Here is a 16,552-nt window from a genome sequence, read left to right as displayed (position 1 = left end):
AGCAACCCCAGGCGCCATCCGCCCTCCCCAGCAAACCACACCCCCCCGGGCCCCTCTTTTGCCGCGCTCGGCGCGCCGGGCGCGAGGATTGTTCTTAGCGTGAAGTCATGAACGACACGCCGCGCATTCGGACTGTTCTGAGCTGCACTCTTCTGGCCCTCACCGTCACGGCGGGCGTCACGGCGTGCGCGGGCAGCGGTGGCCATCCGCTGTCGGCGAGGCCCTTCGACGCGGCGGACCAGATCGCCTTCAACGCGCCCGAGGGCGGGAGGAAGGCCGACCCCGAGAAGCCCCTGGAGATCACCGCCAAGGGCGAGGACGGGCGGATCACCGACGTCACCGCGACCGACGAGTCCGGGCACCACCTGGCGGGCGAACTCACCGCCGACGGGCAGAAGTGGCGCTCCACGGCCGCGCTGGCGGCCGGCGCCCGCTACACCGTCCGGGTGGCCACCGAGGACGAGGACGGCGCCCCAGGAGCCCGTACGTTCACGTTCGAGACCGCCCCGGCCAAACGGGCGCTGACCGTCACGTTCGGCCCGGAGGCGGGCAAGTACGGCGTCGGGCAGCCCGTCACCGCGGAGCTCAGCCTCCCGGTGAAGGACAGGAAGGCCCGCGCGGTCGTCGAACGGGCCCTCAAGGTCCGCTCCGTACCGGCCGTGGAGGGCTCCTGGTACTGGGTGGACGACAAGAAGCTGCACTACCGTCCGAAGGAGTACTGGCCCACCGGCGCGACCGTCACCGTCACCGGCAACCTCGCGGGCGTCAAGGTGGGCGACAAGCTCTACGGCGGCGACTCCAAGCCGCTCACGCTGACCATCGGCGACCGCGTCGAGGCCGTCACGGACGCCGGCTCCCACCACATGACGGTGCGCCGGAACGGAAAAGTGATCAACACCATTCCGGTGACCACCGGAAAACCGGGCTTCTCCACCCGGAACGGGATCAAAGTGGTGCTGGGCAAGGAGTACTACGTCCGGATGCGCGGCACCAGCATCGGCATCGCGGAGGGCAGCTCGGAGTCGTACGACCTGCCGGTCTACTACGCCACCCGGGTCACCTGGAGCGGCGAGTACGTCCACGCCGCGCCCTGGTCCGTCGGCTCCCAGGGCGTCGCCAACGTCAGCCACGGCTGCACCGGCATGTCGACCGGGAACGCGGCCTGGTTCTACGAGAACGTCCGCCCGGGCGACATCGTCAAGGTCGTCAACAGCTCGGGCCAGATGATGGACACCTTCGGCAACGGCTTCGGCGACTGGAACCTGAGCTGGGACAAGTGGCGCCGGGGCAGCGCCCTGGTGGCCGAGAAGGGCGACCCCACGGCCACCGAGGACGCGAAGGCCCGGCTCAGGCCGAGCCTGTAGCCCGTACGGGCGGTGCTACGCGTCGACGCAGAGACGCGAGCGCAGCAGGGCCGCCAGGGACGCCGCGAACTCGACCGGTTCCACCGGAAGGGTGACCGCGGCGTCCGCGCGGCTCCACGTGGCCAGCCAGGCGTCCTGGGGGCGGCCGATGAGGAGCAGCACCGGCGGGCAGCGGAAGATCTCGTCCTTGATCTGCCGGCACACGCCCATGCCGCCCGCCGGCACCGCCTCGCCGTCGAGCACGCACACGTCGATGCCGCCCTCGTCCAGGGCCGCGAGCACCGCCGGCAGCGTCGCGCACTCCACGAACTCGACCGGGGGAACATCGGCGGCGGGCCGGCGCCCGGCCGCGAGGCGGACCTGCGCGCGGGTGTTCGCGTCGTCGCTGTAGACCAGGACCGTGGCGCTCGACTGCATCGTTCCTCCGTGAAGGTGGTCGGCCGTTGCGCGGATGCTACTCCGCTCCACAGCCCGTCAACACCCGTTCAACACCTGTTCGAAGGGTGCCGGAAGCCCGCCCGGATGGGCCGTTCGGGCAGGACACGCGCCCCGGACACTCCGAACGGCACCCCCCGGAGTGAGGGCGGGATAAGCGACCGACATAATGTCGGTCGTGGCGACAGTAACGACAGTAGATACCGGGCACGCGCACCCGTCGGTCAATCGACCGAACCTCACCAGCGTCGGAACCATCATCTGGCTGAGCTCCGAGCTGATGTTCTTCGCGGCCCTCTTCGCGATGTACTTCACCCTGCGATCCGTGATGGGCGCGGAGTTCTGGACGGAAAAGGCGCACGCCTTGAACCTTCCGTTCTCCGCGACGAACACCACGATCCTGGTGCTCTCCTCCCTCACCTGCCAGCTCGGCGTCTTCGCCGCCGAGCGCGGTGACGTGAAGAAGCTCCGGACGTGGTTCGTCATCACGTTCGTGATGGGCGCGATCTTCATCGGCGGCCAGGTCTTCGAGTACACCGAGCTGGTCAAGAAGGACGGCCTCTCGCTGTCCTCCGACCCGTACGGCACGGTGTTCTACCTGACCACCGGCTTCCACGGCCTGCACGTGACGGGCGGTCTCATCGCCTTCCTGCTGGTCCTCGGCCGGACGTACGCCGCCAAGAGGTTCACTCACGAGCAGGCAACCGCCGCCATCGTCGTGTCCTACTACTGGCACTTCGTCGATGTCGTCTGGATCGGCCTCTTCGCCACGATCTACTTGATCAAGTAATCGGGCTCCGCCTCCGGGCGGACCGACACATCCAGCAAGCATCGACGCAGAAGATCCTGACACCGGGGTAATCCGTGAAAAAGCTCTCCGCACGACGACGCCATCCGCTGGCGGCGGTCGTCGTCCTACTTCTCGCGCTGGCGGCAACTGGGGGGCTCTACGCCGCGTTCGCGCCCGCGGGCACGGCGAAGGCCGACGAAACCGCCCAGTCCCTGGCCATCGAGGAGGGCAAGAAGCTCTACTCCGTCGGCTGTGCCAGCTGCCACGGAACCGGCGGTCAGGGCACCTCTGACGGCCCGTCCCTGGTCGGCGTGGGCTCGGCGGCCGTGGACTTCCAGGTCGGCACCGGCCGCATGCCCGCGCAGCAGCCGGGCGCGCAGGTCCCGAGGAAGAAGGTCATCTACACGCAGGCTGAGATCGATCAGCTCGCGGCGTACGTCGCCTCCCTCGGTGCCGGCCCGACCGTGCCGAAGGCCAACCAGTACAGCCCTGAGGGCGCCGACGTCGCCAAGGGTGGCGAGCTGTTCCGCTCCAACTGCGCCCAGTGCCACAACTTCACCGGTGAGGGCGGTGCCCTGACCTACGGCAAGTACGCCCCGAGCCTCGAGGGCGTGGACCCGAAGCACCTCTACGAGGCCATGCAGACCGGCCCGCAGAACATGCCCTCCTTCCCCGACACCACGATGCCGGAGAAGCAGAAGAAGGACATCATCGCCTACGTCCAGGCCGTGAACAGCGACAAGGCCGACAACCCGGGTGGTCTCAAGCTGGGTGGCCTCGGCCCCGTCAGCGAGGGTCTGTTCGCGTGGATCTTCGGTCTGGGCGCGCTGATCGCAGTTGCCATCTGGGTCGCGGCCCACACCGCTAAGGCCAAGAAGTCATGAGTACCCAAGAGAATTCAGAAGAGAACCTGCCGACCGAGCAGGACACCGCGCACGGCGCGGTGAAGGTCGCCGAAGACCCGTTCGCCGACCCGGGCCTCCCGCCCCACAAGCCGCGCATCCAGGACATCGACGAGCGGGCCGCCAAGCGGTCCGAGCGCGCGATCGCCTTCATGTTCACGCTGTCGATGCTGGCCACGATCGGCTTCATCGCCTCGTACGTGATCTTCCCGGTCGACCAGATCGTGTACATCTGGCCGTTCGGCCGGGTGTCCGCGCTCAACTTCGCCCTGGGCTGGACGCTCGGCCTGGCCCTGTTCTTCATCGGCGCGGGCGCGGTCCACTGGGCCCGCACCCTGATGTCCGACGTCGAGGTGGCCGACGAGCGTCACCCGATGGAGGCGTCGCCCGAGGTCAAGGCCAAGGTCATGGCGGACTTCGCGGCCGGTGCCGCCGAGTCCGGCTTCGGCCGCCGCAAGCTGGTCCGCAACACGCTGTTCGGCGCGCTGGCCCTGGTGCCGCTCTCCGGCGTCGTGCTGCTGCGTGACATGGGTCCGCTGCCCGAGAAGAAGCTCCGCTCCACCATGTGGGCGAAGGGCAAGCTCCTCATCAACATGAACACCAACGAGCCGCTGCGTCCCGAGGACGTCGCCGTCGGTTCGCTGACGTTCGCCAAGCCCGAGGGCCTGGAGGAGCACGACCACCACTTCCAGACCGAGATCGCCAAGGCCGCCCTGATGATCGTCCGGATCCAGCCGGAGGACATCAAGGACAAGCGCGAGCTCGAGTGGTCCCACGAGGGCATCGTGGCCTTCTCGAAGATCTGCACCCACGTCGGTTGCCCGATCTCCCTGTACGAGCAGCAGACGCACCACGTGCTCTGCCCGTGCCACCAGTCCACCTTCGACCTGTCCGACGGCGCCCGCGTCATCTTCGGCCCGGCCGGCCACGCCCTCCCGCAGCTGCGGATCGGCGTGAACGACAAGGGCTTCCTCGAGGCGCACGGCGACTTCGAAGAGCCCGTCGGTCCTGCTTTCTGGGAGCGCGGATGAGCACTGTGACCAACACGCAGAAGAAGGCGCCCGCCGGAGAGCGGATCGCCGACTGGGCCGACGGCCGCCTGGGGATCTACACGCTGGCCAAGGCCAACATGCGGAAGATCTTCCCGGACCACTGGTCCTTCATGCTGGGCGAGGTCTGCCTCTACAGCTTCCTCATCATCATCCTGACGGGCGTCTACCTGACGATGTTCTTCCACCCGTCGATGAACGAGGTGGAGTACGTCGGACCGTACGTCCCGCTCCAGGGACAGCTGATGTCCGAGGCGTTCAACTCGACCATGCACATCTCGTTCGAGGTGCGCGGTGGTCTGCTCATCCGGCAGATCCACCACTGGGCGGCGCTGATCTTCCTCGCCGGCATGTTCGTGCACATGATGCGCGTCTTCTTCACCGGCGCGTTCCGCAAGCCGCGTGAGATCAACTGGCTGTTCGGCTTCCTGCTGTTCTTCCTGGGCATGTTCACCGGCTTCACCGGTTACTCGCTCCCGGACGACCTGCTCTCCGGCACCGGTGTCCGCTTCATGCAGGGCGCGATCCTGTCCGTGCCGATCGTCGGCACGTACCTGTCGATGTTCCTGTTCGGCGGCGAGTTCCCCGGCGGCGACTTCGTCGCCCGGTTCTACTCGGCGCACGTGCTGCTGCTCCCGGGCATCATGCTCGGCCTGGTGGTCGCGCACCTCATCCTGGTGTTCGTCCACAAGCACACGCACTTCGAGGGCCCCGGCCGCACCAACAAGAACGTCGTCGGCATGCCGCTGCTGCCGGTGTACATGGCCAAGGCCGGAGGCTTCTTCTTCCTGGTCTTCGGTGTCATCGCGGTCATCGCGGCGATCGCCTCGATCAACCCGATCTGGGCCCTCGGCCCGTACCGCCCGGACCAGGTGTCCACCGGCGCCCAGCCCGACTGGTACATGGGCTTCGCCGAGGGTCTGATCCGTGTCATGCCGGGCTGGGAGATCAACCTCTGGGGCCACACGCTGGTCCTGGGCGTCTTCATCCCGCTGGTGATCTTCCCGGTGGTGCTGGCCGCCATCGCGGTGTACCCGTTCATCGAGTCCTGGATCACCGGCGACAAGCGCGAGCACCACATCGCGCAGCGCCCGCGCAACGCTCCGACGCGCACCGCCTTCGGTGTCGCCTGGATCACCGCGTACATGATCATGCTCGTCGGTGGTGGCAACGACCTCTGGGCCACGCACTTCCACCTGTCGATCAACTCGATCACCTGGTTCGTCCGGATCTTCTTCTTCGTCGGCCCGGTCATCGCGTTCATCGTCACCAAGCGGATCTGCCTCGGCCTCCAGCGCCGGGACAAGGACAAGGTGCTGCACGGTCGCGAGTCCGGCATCATCAAGCGCCTGCCGCACGGTGAGTTCGTCGAGGTCCACCAGCCGCTCAGCCAGGGCGAGCGCTACAAGCTCACCGCCCACGAGCAGTACGAGCCGGCCGAGCTGCCGCCGGCCGTCGACGAGAACGGCGTGGAGCGCAAGATCGGCCGCATGGAGAAGCTCCGGGTCAAGCTCAACCGGGGTTACTACGGCGCGGACAACCAGATCGCCAAGCCGACGGTCGAGGAGTTCAGGGAGATCGAGAGCGGCCACGGCCACCACTGATCACCTGACCGCCTGACCTGGTAGTCGCCACGGCGAGAGCCCCGTCCATTCGATGGACGGGGCTCTTTGCCGTGCCCGGAGATCGATAGGGTGGGAGACGACCTCGCAGTCCCGTACGTACACACAGGAGCGACCATGAGCGCTGTGCACCCCGCTGGAGGCGACACCGCGGCGGGCCGCTCCTGGCCCGCCCTGCTGAACGGACTCCTCGAAGGCCGAGACCTGTCCGCCGACGACACCGCCTGGGCGATGGACCTGATCATGCGCGGCGAGGCGACCGACGCGCAGATCGCCGGGTTCATGGTGGCCCTGCGGGCCAAGGGCGAGACGGTGGCGGAGATCTCCGGTCTCGTACGGACCATGTACGAGCACGCCAACGTCATCGAGGTGCCCGGGCCGGCCGTCGACATCGTCGGCACCGGCGGCGACGGGGCGAAGACGGTGAACATCTCCACGATGTCGTCGATCGTGGTCGCCGGCACCGGCGTCAGGGTCGTCAAGCACGGCAACCGCGCCGCCTCCTCCGCCTCCGGCTCCTCCGACGTCCTGGAGAAGCTCGGCATCAACCTGAACCTCACCCCGAAGCGGGTCGCCGAGGTCGCCGAGGAGGCGGGCATCACCATCTGCTTCGCGGTGAAGTTCCACCCCTCGCTGCGGTACGTCGCCGCCGCCCGCGGCCAGCTCGGCATCCGCACCACCTTCAACGTGCTCGGCCCGCTCACCAACCCGGCCAAGGTGCGCGCCCAGGCCGTGGGCGTCGCCGACCCGCGCATGGCGCCGATCGTGGCCGGCGTGCTCGCCGACCGCGGCAACTCCGCCCTGGTCTTCCGCGGCGACGACGGCCTGGACGAGCTGACCACCACCGGCACCTCCCGGGTGTGGGTGGTCAGGGACGGCGCCGTCCGCGAGGAGCGCTTCGACCCGCGGGACGTCGGCATCGAGCCGGTGACCCTGGACGCCCTGCGCGGCGGCGACCCCTCGTACAACGCCGACGTCGCCCGGCGGCTGCTCGCCGGCGAGACCGGCCCGGTACGGGACGCGGTGCTGCTCAACTCGGCCGCCGCGCTGGTCGCCCTGGAGCCGGGCGAGGGCACCCTCGCGGAGCAGCTGCGGGCCGGCATGGACCGGGCCGCCGAGTCGGTCGACTCGGGCTCCGCCCGCCGCACCCTGGAGCGGTGGATCGCGGCCAGCAACGCCTGAGCGCGTGTGAACGGCGGATTGCGACCCCGTCCCGGATGCCGGGACGGGGTTGCGTCGTCGTGATCGTCTGGCATAGGTTCTGGAACAGGTCATGAGTGACAGCGACAAAGCCCCGGCTGGCTGTCCGGCAACCCTCCGTCCGTGGCGGGGTGCCCCGGGTGAAGACCAGGCCGTACGAGCAGAAGCCTGCGGCAAGCGCGGACCCCTGCGCACACCCTGGGGTCCTTGGTCCTCTAGGGAGCGGTGTCTCGTGAGCAAGCGAATGCGCTAGGGCCTCCGGCCCCTTTCTCCACCTCAACACCCGTACGCGGCACCCCTTTCCGCGCTGCCGCCGCACGGGCCCCTCACGCCCTTTCGCGCCCCTTTTATGCCGGGAGACACCGTCATGTCCGCACGCCCGAACGCCTCCGCCACCGCTTCCGCCGCCGCTCCGGCCGACTCCGACCCCTGCTGCGACGCCCCGCTGCCGGTCCTCGGCCGTGACGTCACCGTCCCGCTCGTCACCGGCGGCGAGGTCACCTACGCGGCGCTCGACTACGCCGCCAGCGCCCCGGCCCTCCAGCGCGTGTGGGACGACGTGGCCGCCTACGCCCCGTACTACGGCAGCGTCCACCGCGGCGCCGGGTACCTCTCCCAGCTCTCCACCGACCTCTTCGAGAACAGCCGCGCCACGGTCGCCGAGTTCCTCGACTGCCGCCCCGGCGACCAGGTCGTCTTCACCCGCTCCACCACCGACTCGCTCAACCTGCTCGCCCAGGTGATCCCCGCCGACTGCCAGGTCTTCGTCTTCGAGACCGAGCACCACGCCTCGCTGCTGCCCTGGCGCGACGCCCGGGTCACCTACCTCAACGCGCCGCGCACCCCGGAGCAGGCCGTCGCCACCCTCGAGCGGGCCCTCGCCGACCGGGATCCCTACGGGCCCGCCCTGGTCTGCGTGACCGGCGCCTCCAACGTCACCGGCGAGCTGTGGCCGGTGCGCGAACTCGCCGCCGCCGCGCACGCGCACGGCGCGCGGATCGTCCTGGACGCCGCCCAGCTGGCGCCCCACCACCCCGTCTCCGTACGGGAGTTGGACGTCGACTGGGTCGCCTTCTCCGGGCACAAGCTGTACGCCCCGTTCGGCTCCGGCGTCCTCGCCGGGCGCGCCGACTGGCTGCGGGATTCCGAGCCCTACCTCGCGGGCGGCGGCGCCTCCCGCAAGGTGGCCCGCCGGGCCGACGGTGGTGTGGACGTGGAGTGGCACACCACCGCGGCCCGGCACGAAGCCGGTTCGCCGAACGTCATCGGCGTCTACTCCATCGCCTCCGCCTGCAAGGCCCTCACCGAGGCCGGCTTCGACTCCCTCGTCGCCCGCGAGCGGCACCTGATCGCCAAGGTCCGCGAGGGTCTTGCCGAGGTGCCGGAGGTGCGGGTGCTCTCGCTCTTCGGTGACGACGCCGACCGCGTCGGCGTCATCTCCTTCGTCGTGGAGGGCTGGAACAGCTCCCACTTCGCCGCCGCGCTGTCCGCCGAGTACGGCATCGGCGTCCGCGACGGCCTGTTCTGCGCCCACCCGCTGGTGCGCACGCTGCTCGGCAGCGACCCGCGGGACCCGGGCGAGTGCGGCGCCCCGGAGGCCGCCCCGGGCGAGAGGTCCCTCAACGCGATCCGGGTGAGCTTCGGCGCGGGCACGCCCGACGAGCACGTGGAGCGGTTCGTCGGCGCGGTGAAGGAGCTGGTGCGCGACGGCGCCCGGTGGAAGTACCGCACCGAGGACGGCCGCTGCGTCCCGGACCGCGGCTGAACCCGGCCCGTACCACGGCTGACGGGGTTCCCCCGTACGAGTGAAGCCGGCCTCCCGTGGGGAGAGGCCGGCTTCACCGCTGTGTCCGGGCGCCCTACGACTCCAGGCCGATGGCGAAGGCCGCGTCCAGCTCGTGCTGCGAGTAGGCGCGGAAGGCGACGTGCGTGTCGGTGGCCTCGACGCCGGGGATCTTGGAGATCTGGCCCGGGATGATGTCGGCCAGGTCGTCGTGGCGCCCGACCCGGACCATGGCGATCAGGTCGTAGGTGCCGGTGACCGAGAAGACCTCGCTGACGGAGTCGATCGCGGCGATCGCCTCGGCGATCTCGGGGATGCGGTCCACGCTGGTCTTGATGAGCACGATCGCGGTGATCACGGCTGGCTTTCTCCCTCGGTGGCCGCGGCTGGTGGTTTCACCTTATCCCCACGCCTGTAGCGCGCCCACGCGTAGACGAAGCCCAGCGCGAAGCCGATCACGTGCGCCAGGTACGCGACCCCCGGCCCGGCCCCGGCCGAGCGGGCCGCCAGCCACTGGAGCGCGAACCAGAACGCCAGCACGATCCAGGCCGGGAAGCGCAGCGGCAGGAAGAAGAGGAAGGGGAAGAGGCTGGTGACCCGGGAGCGCGGGAAGAGATAGAGGAAGGCGCCCAGCACGCCCGAGATCGCTCCCGAGGCCCCGACCAGCGTCTGCCCGCTGTCCGCCTGGTCGCCGTGCACCGCCGCGTAGCCGGCCAGCGCCAGATATCCGACGCCCAGGTAGAACAGGCCGAAGCCGGTCGCGCCCATGCGCTCCTCGGCCATGGCGCCGAAGACGTACAGGAACAGCATGTTCCCGAGCAGGTGCAGCCAGCTGCCGTGGACGAAGAGCGCGGTCAGCGGGGTGAGCAGGGCGCGCGGCTCGCCCTGGGTCAGCTCGGCGGGGATGACGCCCCAGCGCTGGAAGTACGCGCTCTGCGCCGCGAGCAGCTCGTCGCCCGTGCCGTACGCCGGACCGAGTCCCGACACCGGGCTGACGGCGAACAGCAGCACGCAGCACGCGATGAGTCCGTAGGTCACGGTGGGCCCGCCACGGGCGCCGCGCCAGGCGCCGAGGACCGCGCTCCGCCAGTCGATCATGGACAGATCATGGCGTACCGGGGCCCACCTGGACAGAGTGCCTCGCCGTGACACGGGGTACCCGCGAGGCCGTAGGGTTACGGGCAGTACTCCCGCAGTTCGACGGCGCACCGCGGGCCCGTAAAGCCTCGTACGGAAAGAGGACGGCACGATGACGACGGTTCCCCTGCCGACCGCCGAGACCCGCTGGCGCTGCACTCTCTGCGGCAATCTGACCCGCTTCGACGTGACCCGCTCGTCCAAGGTCGTCGAGTACGTCCATCTGGACCTCGCCGGAGAGCCCAAGGTCGAGGAGCGCGAGGTGGTCAGTGAGACCATCGAGTCGGTCCGCTGCCGCTGGTGCAACGCGGTGGACCAGATCGAACTGGTGGACAGGCCGGGCGCCGCTTCCTGAGGAGCGGCCCGGCGAGGCGAGACAGGGAGTGGGTGACGGATCGTGGAGCAGCCCGCGCAGGGTGCCGGGTCGGAAGGCTCGGCAGACGGCGCTGCGGAGGCGCTCGACCGACCGCTGCCCGAGGCCGTACGCCGCAAGGTCGTCGCGCTCGTCGCCGACGCCTTCGGCGGGCTGACCGTCGCCGAGCTGCCGGCCCCGCTGCGCCAGTACGCCCGCTTCACCGCCTCCCGCCGGGCCAAGTTCGCCGGGAACGCGATGGCCGCCGCCCTGGAGGGCGATCCGCTGTTCCGGCAGCGGATCGGGGAGCGGTTCAAGGAGTCCCAGCCCGAGCTGGCCGGGGCCGTCGAGTCCGGCGCCCCGCCGGCCGCCGCCGACCCGGTCGACGTGGCCGCGGCGGCGTACGTGCTGCGCCCGCCCGGCTGGGGCAAGCTCGTGGCCGCCGCGGGCGAGGAGGCCGAACGGGCCGACGCCGAGCGCGCCGACGAGGCCGGCCGCCGCGAGCTGGAGCGGCTGCGCGAGGAGGTCGCGGCGGCGAGGGACCGCGCCAGGGCCGAGACCGAGCAGCTGCGACGCGACCTGGAGGCCGCCCGCAAGGAAGCCGAATCGCTTCACCGGAAGCTGCGCAGCGCCCAGAGCGACGTCAAGCGCGGCGAGGCCGCGCTGCGCCGCGTCCAGGCGGAGATCGACGCGGCGCGCACCGAGGCCGCCGCGCAGGTGTCGGCCGCCGAGAGCGAGAGCCGGCGCCTCAAGGCGAGGCTCGGCGAGGTCGAGGCCGCCCTGGAGGCCAGCCGGCGGGCCGCCCGCGAGGGCCGCTCGGTGGAGGACATGCGGCTGCGGCTGCTCCTGGACACGGTGCTCGACGCCGCCCAGGGGCTGCGTCGCGAACTCGCCCTGCCGCCGGTGTCGATGCATCCGGCGGACACCGTGGACGCGGTGGAGCCGGGCCGGATGTCGCCGAAGGACATCGCGGCCCGTGCCCTGTCCGAGACGGATCCCGCGCTCCTCGACCAGCTGCTCGAACTGCCCCAGACGCACCTGGTGGTGGACGGCTACAACGTGACGAAGACCGGCTATCCGACGATGCCGCTGGAGAAGCAGCGGCTGCGGCTGCTCGGCGGCCTGTCCGCGCTGGCGGCCCGCTCGGGCGCCGAGGTCACCTGTGTCTTCGACGGGGCCGAGCTGGCGGCTCCCGTGCTGCTCGCCCCGCCGCGCGGGGTCCGGGTGCTGTTCTCCAAGCCCGGTGTCACGGCCGACGAGTTGATCCGTCAGCTGGTGCGCGCGGAGCCGCCCGGCCGGCCGGTCGTGGTGGTGTCCACCGACCGCGAGGTGGCCGACGGCGTCGCCAAGTCCGGTGCGCGGCCCGTCGCGTCCGCCTTGTTGCTGAAGCGCCTTTCGCGCCTCTCGTGACCTCTCGTCACGTCCACCCGTAATGCCCGTTTTCTGATCCGCAGAGGGTCAAGTGGCCATTACTGCCCGTGGGATGCGCGTAAATAATGTGTTGAGCGGGCCAGATTTTGCCCGTTGGGATTTGAACTGATCACAAGATGGTCACTAGGGTCGGGCCTCGAACCTTCGCGCGGTTGATCATCCATCGGGGATGACAGCGTTGGTCCCGCCTGCCGCTGCCCGGTTGGCGGCTCGAGGAAGAAGGAGATCGCCTTCGTGGCGTCCCACCGTCGTCCCAAGCAGCCGAGCCGCGCCCGTGTGACCGTGCTCACCGCGACCGCCGCCGCGGCCGTCGCGCTCTCCGCCCAGTCGGGCGCCGTGGCAGCCCCCAAGCCGAAGATCGACGAGGTCAAGTCGAAGGTCGACAAGCTGCACCACGAGGCCGAGGAGGCCACGGAGCAGTACAACCTCGCCGAGGAGCGCCGCGAGAAGCTGCAGAAGGAGATCAGCGCCCTTCAGGACAAGGTGGCCCGCGGCCAGCAGGAGCTCAACACCCTGCGCGGGCAGATCGGTTCGGTCGCCACCGCCCAGTACCGCTCCGGCGGCATCGACCCGGCGCTCCAGCTCTTCCTCTCCTCCGACCCGGACACCTACCTCGACAAGGCGTCCGCGATCGACCAGCTCGGCGCCAAGCAGGCCGACGTGCTGCAGTCCATCCAGACCAAGCAGCGCACCCTCGCCCAGCAGCGCGCCGAGGCGACGACGAAGCTCGCTGACCTCGAGGACGTCCGCAGGACCCTCGGCGAGAAGAAGAAGAAGTTCCAGGGCAAGCTCGCCGAGGCGCAGAAGCTGCTCAACACCCTGACCGCCGCCGAGCGCGCCAAGATGCAGGAAGAGGAGCAGCGCGCCAGCCGCGCCGCCGGCGACCGCGTCGACCTCGGCAACGAGGTGCCCGCCTCGCAGCGCGGCGCCGCCGCCCTCAACGCGGCCGCCACCCAGCTCGGCAAGCCGTACGTCTCCGGCGCCGAGGGCCCCAACTCCTACGACTGCTCGGGTCTGACGCAGTGGGCCTACCGCCAGGCCGGCGTCAGCATCAGCCGCACCACCTACACCCAGCAGAACGACGGCGTGAAGATCGGCCGCAGCCAGCTCAAGCCGGGCGACCTCGTCTTCTTCAACAGCCTCTCGCACGTGGGCCTCTACGCGGGCAACAACACCATCCTGCACGCCCCCAAGCCGGGCGCCGTGGTCCGCTACGAGTCGATGGACTACATGGGCACCTTCCAGTTCGGCGTCCGCGTCTGACGCGGACGCGCGACGGCGCCCGACCCGCGCGACCCGCCCTCCGAACGGGTGGTTCGCCGGATCCAGGACTGACGCGACGCCCCGCCGGTGACCTTGTGGTCTCGGGCGGGGCGTCACTTTGTGTGCCCGCAGGGTTCGTTGGACACGGGTGGATCACCGGCTACTGTCTGCCGCGCCAGTCCGTCGAACCGAACGGAGCGCGATTCGTGGCGTCCCACCGACGACCCGCCAGGGTCACCGTCCTCACCGCAGCCGCGGCCACCGCGGCCACGGCACTCGGCGCCGTCCCCGCGCACGCCGACCCGGGCGGCGCCACTCCCGAGACCACCCGTGCCACCGTCGACCGGCTCTTCGAGGAGGCCGAGCGCGCCACCGAGGGCTTCAACCGCGCCGACGAGAAGGCCGACCGGCTGCGCAGGACGGTCTCCCAGGCCCAGGACGGCCTCGCCCGCGCCCAGGAGCGCATCAACCGCATGCGCGGCGCGCTCGGTTCGGTCGCCGGCGCCCAGTACCGATCCGGCGGCATCGACCCCGCCCTCGCCCTGCTGCTCTCCTCGGACCCGGACAGCTACCTCGAACGGGCCTCCGTCCTCGACCGGGTCACCGCCCGCCAGGGCGCCGCCCTCGACGAACTCAAGCACGAGCTGCGCAGACTGGCGCAGCAGCGGGCCGAGGCCGGCAAGACCCTCGCCGAACTGGAGCGCAGCCGCAACGAGGTGGCCCGGCACAAGCGCACCGTCGAGCGCAAGCTCGCCGAGGCCCGCCGGGTGCTCGCCTCCCTCTCCGCCGACGAACGGGCCGGCTTCGAACGGGCCTCCCGCTCCGGCCGCGCCGCCCTCGACGAGGAACTCCCGCCGCTCGGCGACCTCGGGCCCTCGCGCGCCGCCGCCGCGGTGATCGCCGCGCGCAGCGCCATCGGCCGGCCGTACGTCTGGGGCGCGACCGGCCCTTCCGCCTTCGACTGCTCGGGCCTGATGGTCTGGTCGTACCGCCAGGCGGGCATCGCCCTGCCCCGCACCTCCCAGGCCCAGCGCAACGCGGGACGCCGCATCCCGCTCTCGCAGGCCCAGCCCGGCGACCTCGTCACCTACCGCGGCGACGCCAGCCACGTGGCCATCTACGCGGGCAACGGCCAGGTCATCCACGCGCCCTACCCCGGCGCCCGGGTCCGCTACGACCCGGTGAACATGATGTCCCACGTGACGGTGACCCGGGTCTGAGCCGGCCGGAGGCGGCGGCGGGCCCCGGACGGCCCGGGCGGGACCCCAGGCGGCGCCGGGGCGGGCGGCCGGGACGGGCGGCCGGTCCCGCGGCCGGGCGGGCGCCGGAAACCGTCCGGGGTCGCTTCCGCCGTTCCCCCGTACGATCGGAGCGTGGCAGGTCAGGGGAGCGGAGCGGCGCGCGGCGCGGGCGTGTGCCTGCTCGCCGGGCTGCTCGCCCTCACCGGCTGCGCGGCCCCGGAGCCGGACGGCCCGGCGCGCGCCGAGGTGCAGAGCCTGCTCGACCGGCACGCCGCCGCACTGCTCGCACGTGACGAGGTCGGCTATCTCGCCGGCCTCGACCCCGCGTTCGTACCCGCCGCGCGCACCGAGTTCGACCGGCTCGCGCCGATCCCGCTCGGCGGCGTCGCCTACCGGGTGACCGACGTCGACCCGGCCGGCGAGGGACGGGCCACCGCCCGCGCCGAACTCGGCTACCGCATCAAGGGCTACGACTCCGGGCCCGCCACCAGCGAGCGGATCCTCGACCTCGCCGAGCGGGACGGCCGCTGGTACGTCACCGGCGACCGCGCCGCTGACGGCGCCCCGCAGCAGCTGTGGCAGCAGGGCGAGGTCACCACCGTGACCGGCCGCCGCAGCCTCGTCCTCGGAGTGGGGCAGAGCCGGGAGCGCCTGCGGGAGATCGCGGACGCGGCGGACCGGGCGGTGCCCGCCGTCGGCGACGCCTGGCCCTCGCCCTGGGCGGGCCGGATCGTGGTCCTGGTCCCGGCCTCCGTGGACGCGATGGGCAGGCTGCTCGGCGCGCCCGCCGCCTCGTACCGGGGCATCGCGGCGGTCACCACCGGCCAGGTCGGCGGCGGCCCGGCGGCGCCCGCGGACCGGGTGATCGTCAACCCGGAGGCGTACGGCGTGCTCGGCGACTTCGGGCGCCGCTTCGTGCTCACCCACGAGACCACCCATGTGGCCACCCGCGTCCAGACCACCGCCGCCACCCCGCTCTGGCTCTCCGAGGGCTTCGCCGACTGGGTCGCCTACCGCGGCACCGGCCGCACCCCGGCCCAGGCCGCGCCCGAACTCGCCCGAGCGGTACGGGCCGGCCGGACGCCCGGCGCGCTGCCGGACGACAAGGAGTTCGCCTTCGGCGGCGACGGCGAGGCGATGGCCCGGGCGTACGAGAGCGGCTGGCTGGCCTGCCTGCTGATCGCCGAACGGTGGGGCGAGGAGCGCCTCACCGCCTTCTACCGCGCCGTCGGGGCCCACCCGCAGCGCGAGGGCGCGCTGGAGAAGGCCCTGAAGGACGTCCTGGACACGACGCCGGAGGAGTTCACCGCCCAGTGGCGGGAACAGCTGCGCGAGCGGCTGGGCGGGGGCCTGCCCGGCGGATCAGGCCCGGACCGGCCCTAGGACGCGTCCCGCCCTGATCCGCCGGACGGGCCCTGGTTCCCCGCCGCCTTGCGGTCCAGTTCGGCCAGGGCCTCGGTCAGCCAGGCCTTCTCCGCCGTGCCCGTGGCCCGGGCGATGCGGAGCATGCCCCGGCGGAAGAGGTCCGGTTCCTGTTCCGCGCGGACCGGGGCGCCCGCCTCGTAGAAGAAGCTGGCGGGGGTGTCGAGGAAGGCCTTGCGGCGGCGCAGGACGGCGGCCTGTCCGGCCGGGTCGGGGAGCCGGCCGAGGAAGGCCAGCAGGGTGAACCAGCGATGGCCGTCGGTGATCTCGACGTCCTTCGGCGAGCGGAGCCGGTCGAACAGCTCCGCGCGGCCCTCGGGCGTCAGCGAGAGCACCCGGCGCGGGGCCGCACCCGCGCCCGGCTCCGTACGGCTGTCGACGAGACCGTTCTTCACCAGACGGGTGATCGCCGGGTAGAGCGCCCCGTCGCTGACCGGGCGGACGTGGCCGCTCAGGCCCTGGATGCGTTCCTTCAGCTCGTAGCCGTGCAACGGCCGGTCGTCCAGGAAGCCCAGGATCGTCAGCTCCAGCACCGGCGGACTCCTTCGCGCTTGTCGCGTA

Annotated in this window: 16 protein-coding genes and 1 riboswitch; of the genes, 12 read left to right on the top strand and 4 right to left on the bottom strand. The window is 71.3% G+C overall.

Going from position 1 to position 16,552, the window contains the following annotated elements; genetic code table 11:
* Nucleotides 1–107: 107 nt before the first annotated feature.
* Nucleotides 108–1,364, top strand: coding sequence for an Ig-like domain-containing protein (locus ACFWJO_RS14540; RefSeq protein WP_386865042.1), 1,257 nt, complete (start codon nucleotides 108–110; stop codon nucleotides 1,362–1,364).
* Nucleotides 1,365–1,379: 15 nt separating this feature from the next.
* Here ACFWJO_RS14540 and ACFWJO_RS14535 read toward each other — a convergent pair whose 3' ends face one another.
* Entirely contained in the window at nucleotides 1,380–1,781 is a 402-nt protein-coding gene (locus ACFWJO_RS14535) for a hypothetical protein (RefSeq protein WP_386865041.1), read from the bottom strand.
* A 187-nt stretch (nucleotides 1,782–1,968) separates the two neighbouring features.
* On the opposite strand from ACFWJO_RS14535, the gene ACFWJO_RS14530 reads away from it, so the two are divergent.
* The 6 genes from ACFWJO_RS14530 (at nucleotide 1,969) to ACFWJO_RS14505 (ending at nucleotide 9,127) form a co-directional block, all read left to right on the top strand.
* Nucleotides 1,969–2,589, top strand: a complete 621-nt coding sequence (locus ACFWJO_RS14530; RefSeq protein ID WP_386865040.1) for a heme-copper oxidase subunit III — start codon at nucleotides 1,969–1,971, stop codon at nucleotides 2,587–2,589.
* Between the two features lie 74 nt (nucleotides 2,590–2,663).
* Entirely contained in the window at nucleotides 2,664–3,473 is an 810-nt protein-coding gene (locus tag ACFWJO_RS14525; protein ID WP_384420829.1) for a c-type cytochrome, read from the top strand.
* Nucleotides 3,470–4,522 carry a Rieske 2Fe-2S domain-containing protein gene (locus ACFWJO_RS14520; RefSeq protein WP_386865039.1) on the top strand — a complete coding sequence of 351 codons (1,053 nt, stop codon included), beginning with the start codon at nucleotides 3,470–3,472 and terminating at the stop codon, nucleotides 4,520–4,522. The genes ACFWJO_RS14525 and ACFWJO_RS14520 overlap by 4 nt, the downstream gene beginning before the upstream one ends.
* Complete coding sequence (locus tag ACFWJO_RS14515) at nucleotides 4,519–6,144, top strand: cytochrome bc complex cytochrome b subunit (protein ID WP_386865038.1); 1,626 nt, start codon at nucleotides 4,519–4,521, stop codon at nucleotides 6,142–6,144. The genes ACFWJO_RS14520 and ACFWJO_RS14515 overlap by 4 nt, the downstream gene beginning before the upstream one ends.
* 135 nt (nucleotides 6,145–6,279) lie before the next feature.
* A complete protein-coding gene (trpD, locus tag ACFWJO_RS14510) occupies nucleotides 6,280–7,344 on the top strand; it encodes an anthranilate phosphoribosyltransferase (protein WP_386865037.1) in 1,065 nt (354 codons plus the stop codon).
* Between the two features lie 87 nt (nucleotides 7,345–7,431).
* Nucleotides 7,432–7,548, top strand: a riboswitch (SAM riboswitch).
* A 181-nt stretch (nucleotides 7,549–7,729) separates the two neighbouring features.
* A complete protein-coding gene (locus ACFWJO_RS14505) occupies nucleotides 7,730–9,127 on the top strand; it encodes an aminotransferase class V-fold PLP-dependent enzyme (protein ID WP_386865036.1) in 1,398 nt (465 codons plus the stop codon).
* Between the two features lie 94 nt (nucleotides 9,128–9,221).
* On the opposite strand, the gene ACFWJO_RS14500 is transcribed toward ACFWJO_RS14505, so the two are convergent.
* Both ACFWJO_RS14500 and ACFWJO_RS14495 read right to left on the bottom strand, forming a co-directional pair.
* Nucleotides 9,222–9,503, bottom strand: a complete 282-nt coding sequence (locus tag ACFWJO_RS14500; protein ID WP_128976777.1) for an Lrp/AsnC family transcriptional regulator — start codon at nucleotides 9,501–9,503, stop codon at nucleotides 9,222–9,224.
* Complete coding sequence (locus tag ACFWJO_RS14495) at nucleotides 9,500–10,243, bottom strand: rhomboid family intramembrane serine protease (protein WP_386865035.1); 744 nt, start codon at nucleotides 10,241–10,243, stop codon at nucleotides 9,500–9,502. The genes ACFWJO_RS14500 and ACFWJO_RS14495 overlap by 4 nt, the downstream gene beginning before the upstream one ends.
* A 151-nt stretch (nucleotides 10,244–10,394) precedes the next feature.
* Here ACFWJO_RS14495 and ACFWJO_RS14490 point away from each other — a divergent pair, with 151 nt between their 5' ends.
* The 5 genes from ACFWJO_RS14490 to ACFWJO_RS14470 all read left to right on the top strand — a co-directional run bounded on the left by ACFWJO_RS14490 (nucleotide 10,395) and on the right by ACFWJO_RS14470 (nucleotide 15,952).
* The gene (locus ACFWJO_RS14490; protein ID WP_128976779.1) at nucleotides 10,395–10,637 is read left to right on the top strand and encodes a hypothetical protein; all 243 of its coding nucleotides are present in this window, start codon (nucleotides 10,395–10,397) and stop codon (nucleotides 10,635–10,637) included.
* Nucleotides 10,638–10,679: 42 nt separating this feature from the next.
* A complete protein-coding gene (locus ACFWJO_RS14485; protein WP_386865034.1) occupies nucleotides 10,680–12,044 on the top strand; it encodes an NYN domain-containing protein in 1,365 nt (454 codons plus the stop codon).
* 255 nt (nucleotides 12,045–12,299) lie between these two features.
* A complete protein-coding gene (locus tag ACFWJO_RS14480) occupies nucleotides 12,300–13,328 on the top strand; it encodes an NlpC/P60 family protein (RefSeq protein WP_386865033.1) in 1,029 nt (342 codons plus the stop codon).
* Between the two features lie 206 nt (nucleotides 13,329–13,534).
* Entirely contained in the window at nucleotides 13,535–14,548 is a 1,014-nt protein-coding gene (locus ACFWJO_RS14475) for an NlpC/P60 family protein (protein WP_386865032.1), read from the top strand.
* 153 nt (nucleotides 14,549–14,701) lie between these two features.
* Nucleotides 14,702–15,952, top strand: a complete 1,251-nt coding sequence (locus ACFWJO_RS14470) for a hypothetical protein (protein WP_386865031.1) — start codon at nucleotides 14,702–14,704, stop codon at nucleotides 15,950–15,952.
* On the opposite strand, the gene ACFWJO_RS14465 is transcribed toward ACFWJO_RS14470, so the two are convergent.
* Complete coding sequence (locus ACFWJO_RS14465; RefSeq protein WP_386865030.1) at nucleotides 15,949–16,524, bottom strand: PadR family transcriptional regulator; 576 nt, start codon at nucleotides 16,522–16,524, stop codon at nucleotides 15,949–15,951. The genes ACFWJO_RS14470 and ACFWJO_RS14465 overlap by 4 nt on opposite strands.
* Between the last annotated feature and the right edge of the window lie 28 nt (nucleotides 16,525–16,552).

Origin of the sequence: Streptomyces sp. NPDC127092 (assembly GCF_042722475.1) — a bacterium.
Taxonomy (GTDB): Bacteria; Actinomycetota; Actinomycetes; order Streptomycetales; family Streptomycetaceae; genus Streptomyces.
Note: the sequence above shows the minus strand (reverse complement) of the source record. Positions and strands in the feature narration are given on the sequence as shown.

Excerpts from the sequence above, each read along its gene's own strand:
- ACFWJO_RS14540 (WP_386865042.1), top strand. The coding sequence starts at position 108 with ATGAACGACACGCCGCGCATTCGGACTGTTCTGAGCTGCACTCTTCTG.
- ACFWJO_RS14535 (WP_386865041.1), bottom strand. The coding sequence starts at position 1,781 with ATGCAGTCGAGCGCCACGGTCCTGGTCTACAGCGACGACGCGAACACC.
- ACFWJO_RS14530 (WP_386865040.1), top strand. The coding sequence starts at position 1,969 with ATGTCGGTCGTGGCGACAGTAACGACAGTAGATACCGGGCACGCGCAC.
- ACFWJO_RS14520 (WP_386865039.1), top strand. The coding sequence starts at position 3,470 with ATGAGTACCCAAGAGAATTCAGAAGAGAACCTGCCGACCGAGCAGGAC.
- ACFWJO_RS14515 (WP_386865038.1), top strand. The coding sequence starts at position 4,519 with ATGAGCACTGTGACCAACACGCAGAAGAAGGCGCCCGCCGGAGAGCGG.
- trpD (WP_386865037.1), top strand. The coding sequence starts at position 6,280 with ATGAGCGCTGTGCACCCCGCTGGAGGCGACACCGCGGCGGGCCGCTCC.
- ACFWJO_RS14505 (WP_386865036.1), top strand. The coding sequence starts at position 7,730 with ATGTCCGCACGCCCGAACGCCTCCGCCACCGCTTCCGCCGCCGCTCCG.
- ACFWJO_RS14495 (WP_386865035.1), bottom strand. The coding sequence starts at position 10,243 with ATGATCGACTGGCGGAGCGCGGTCCTCGGCGCCTGGCGCGGCGCCCGT.
- ACFWJO_RS14490 (WP_128976779.1), top strand. The coding sequence starts at position 10,395 with ATGACGACGGTTCCCCTGCCGACCGCCGAGACCCGCTGGCGCTGCACT.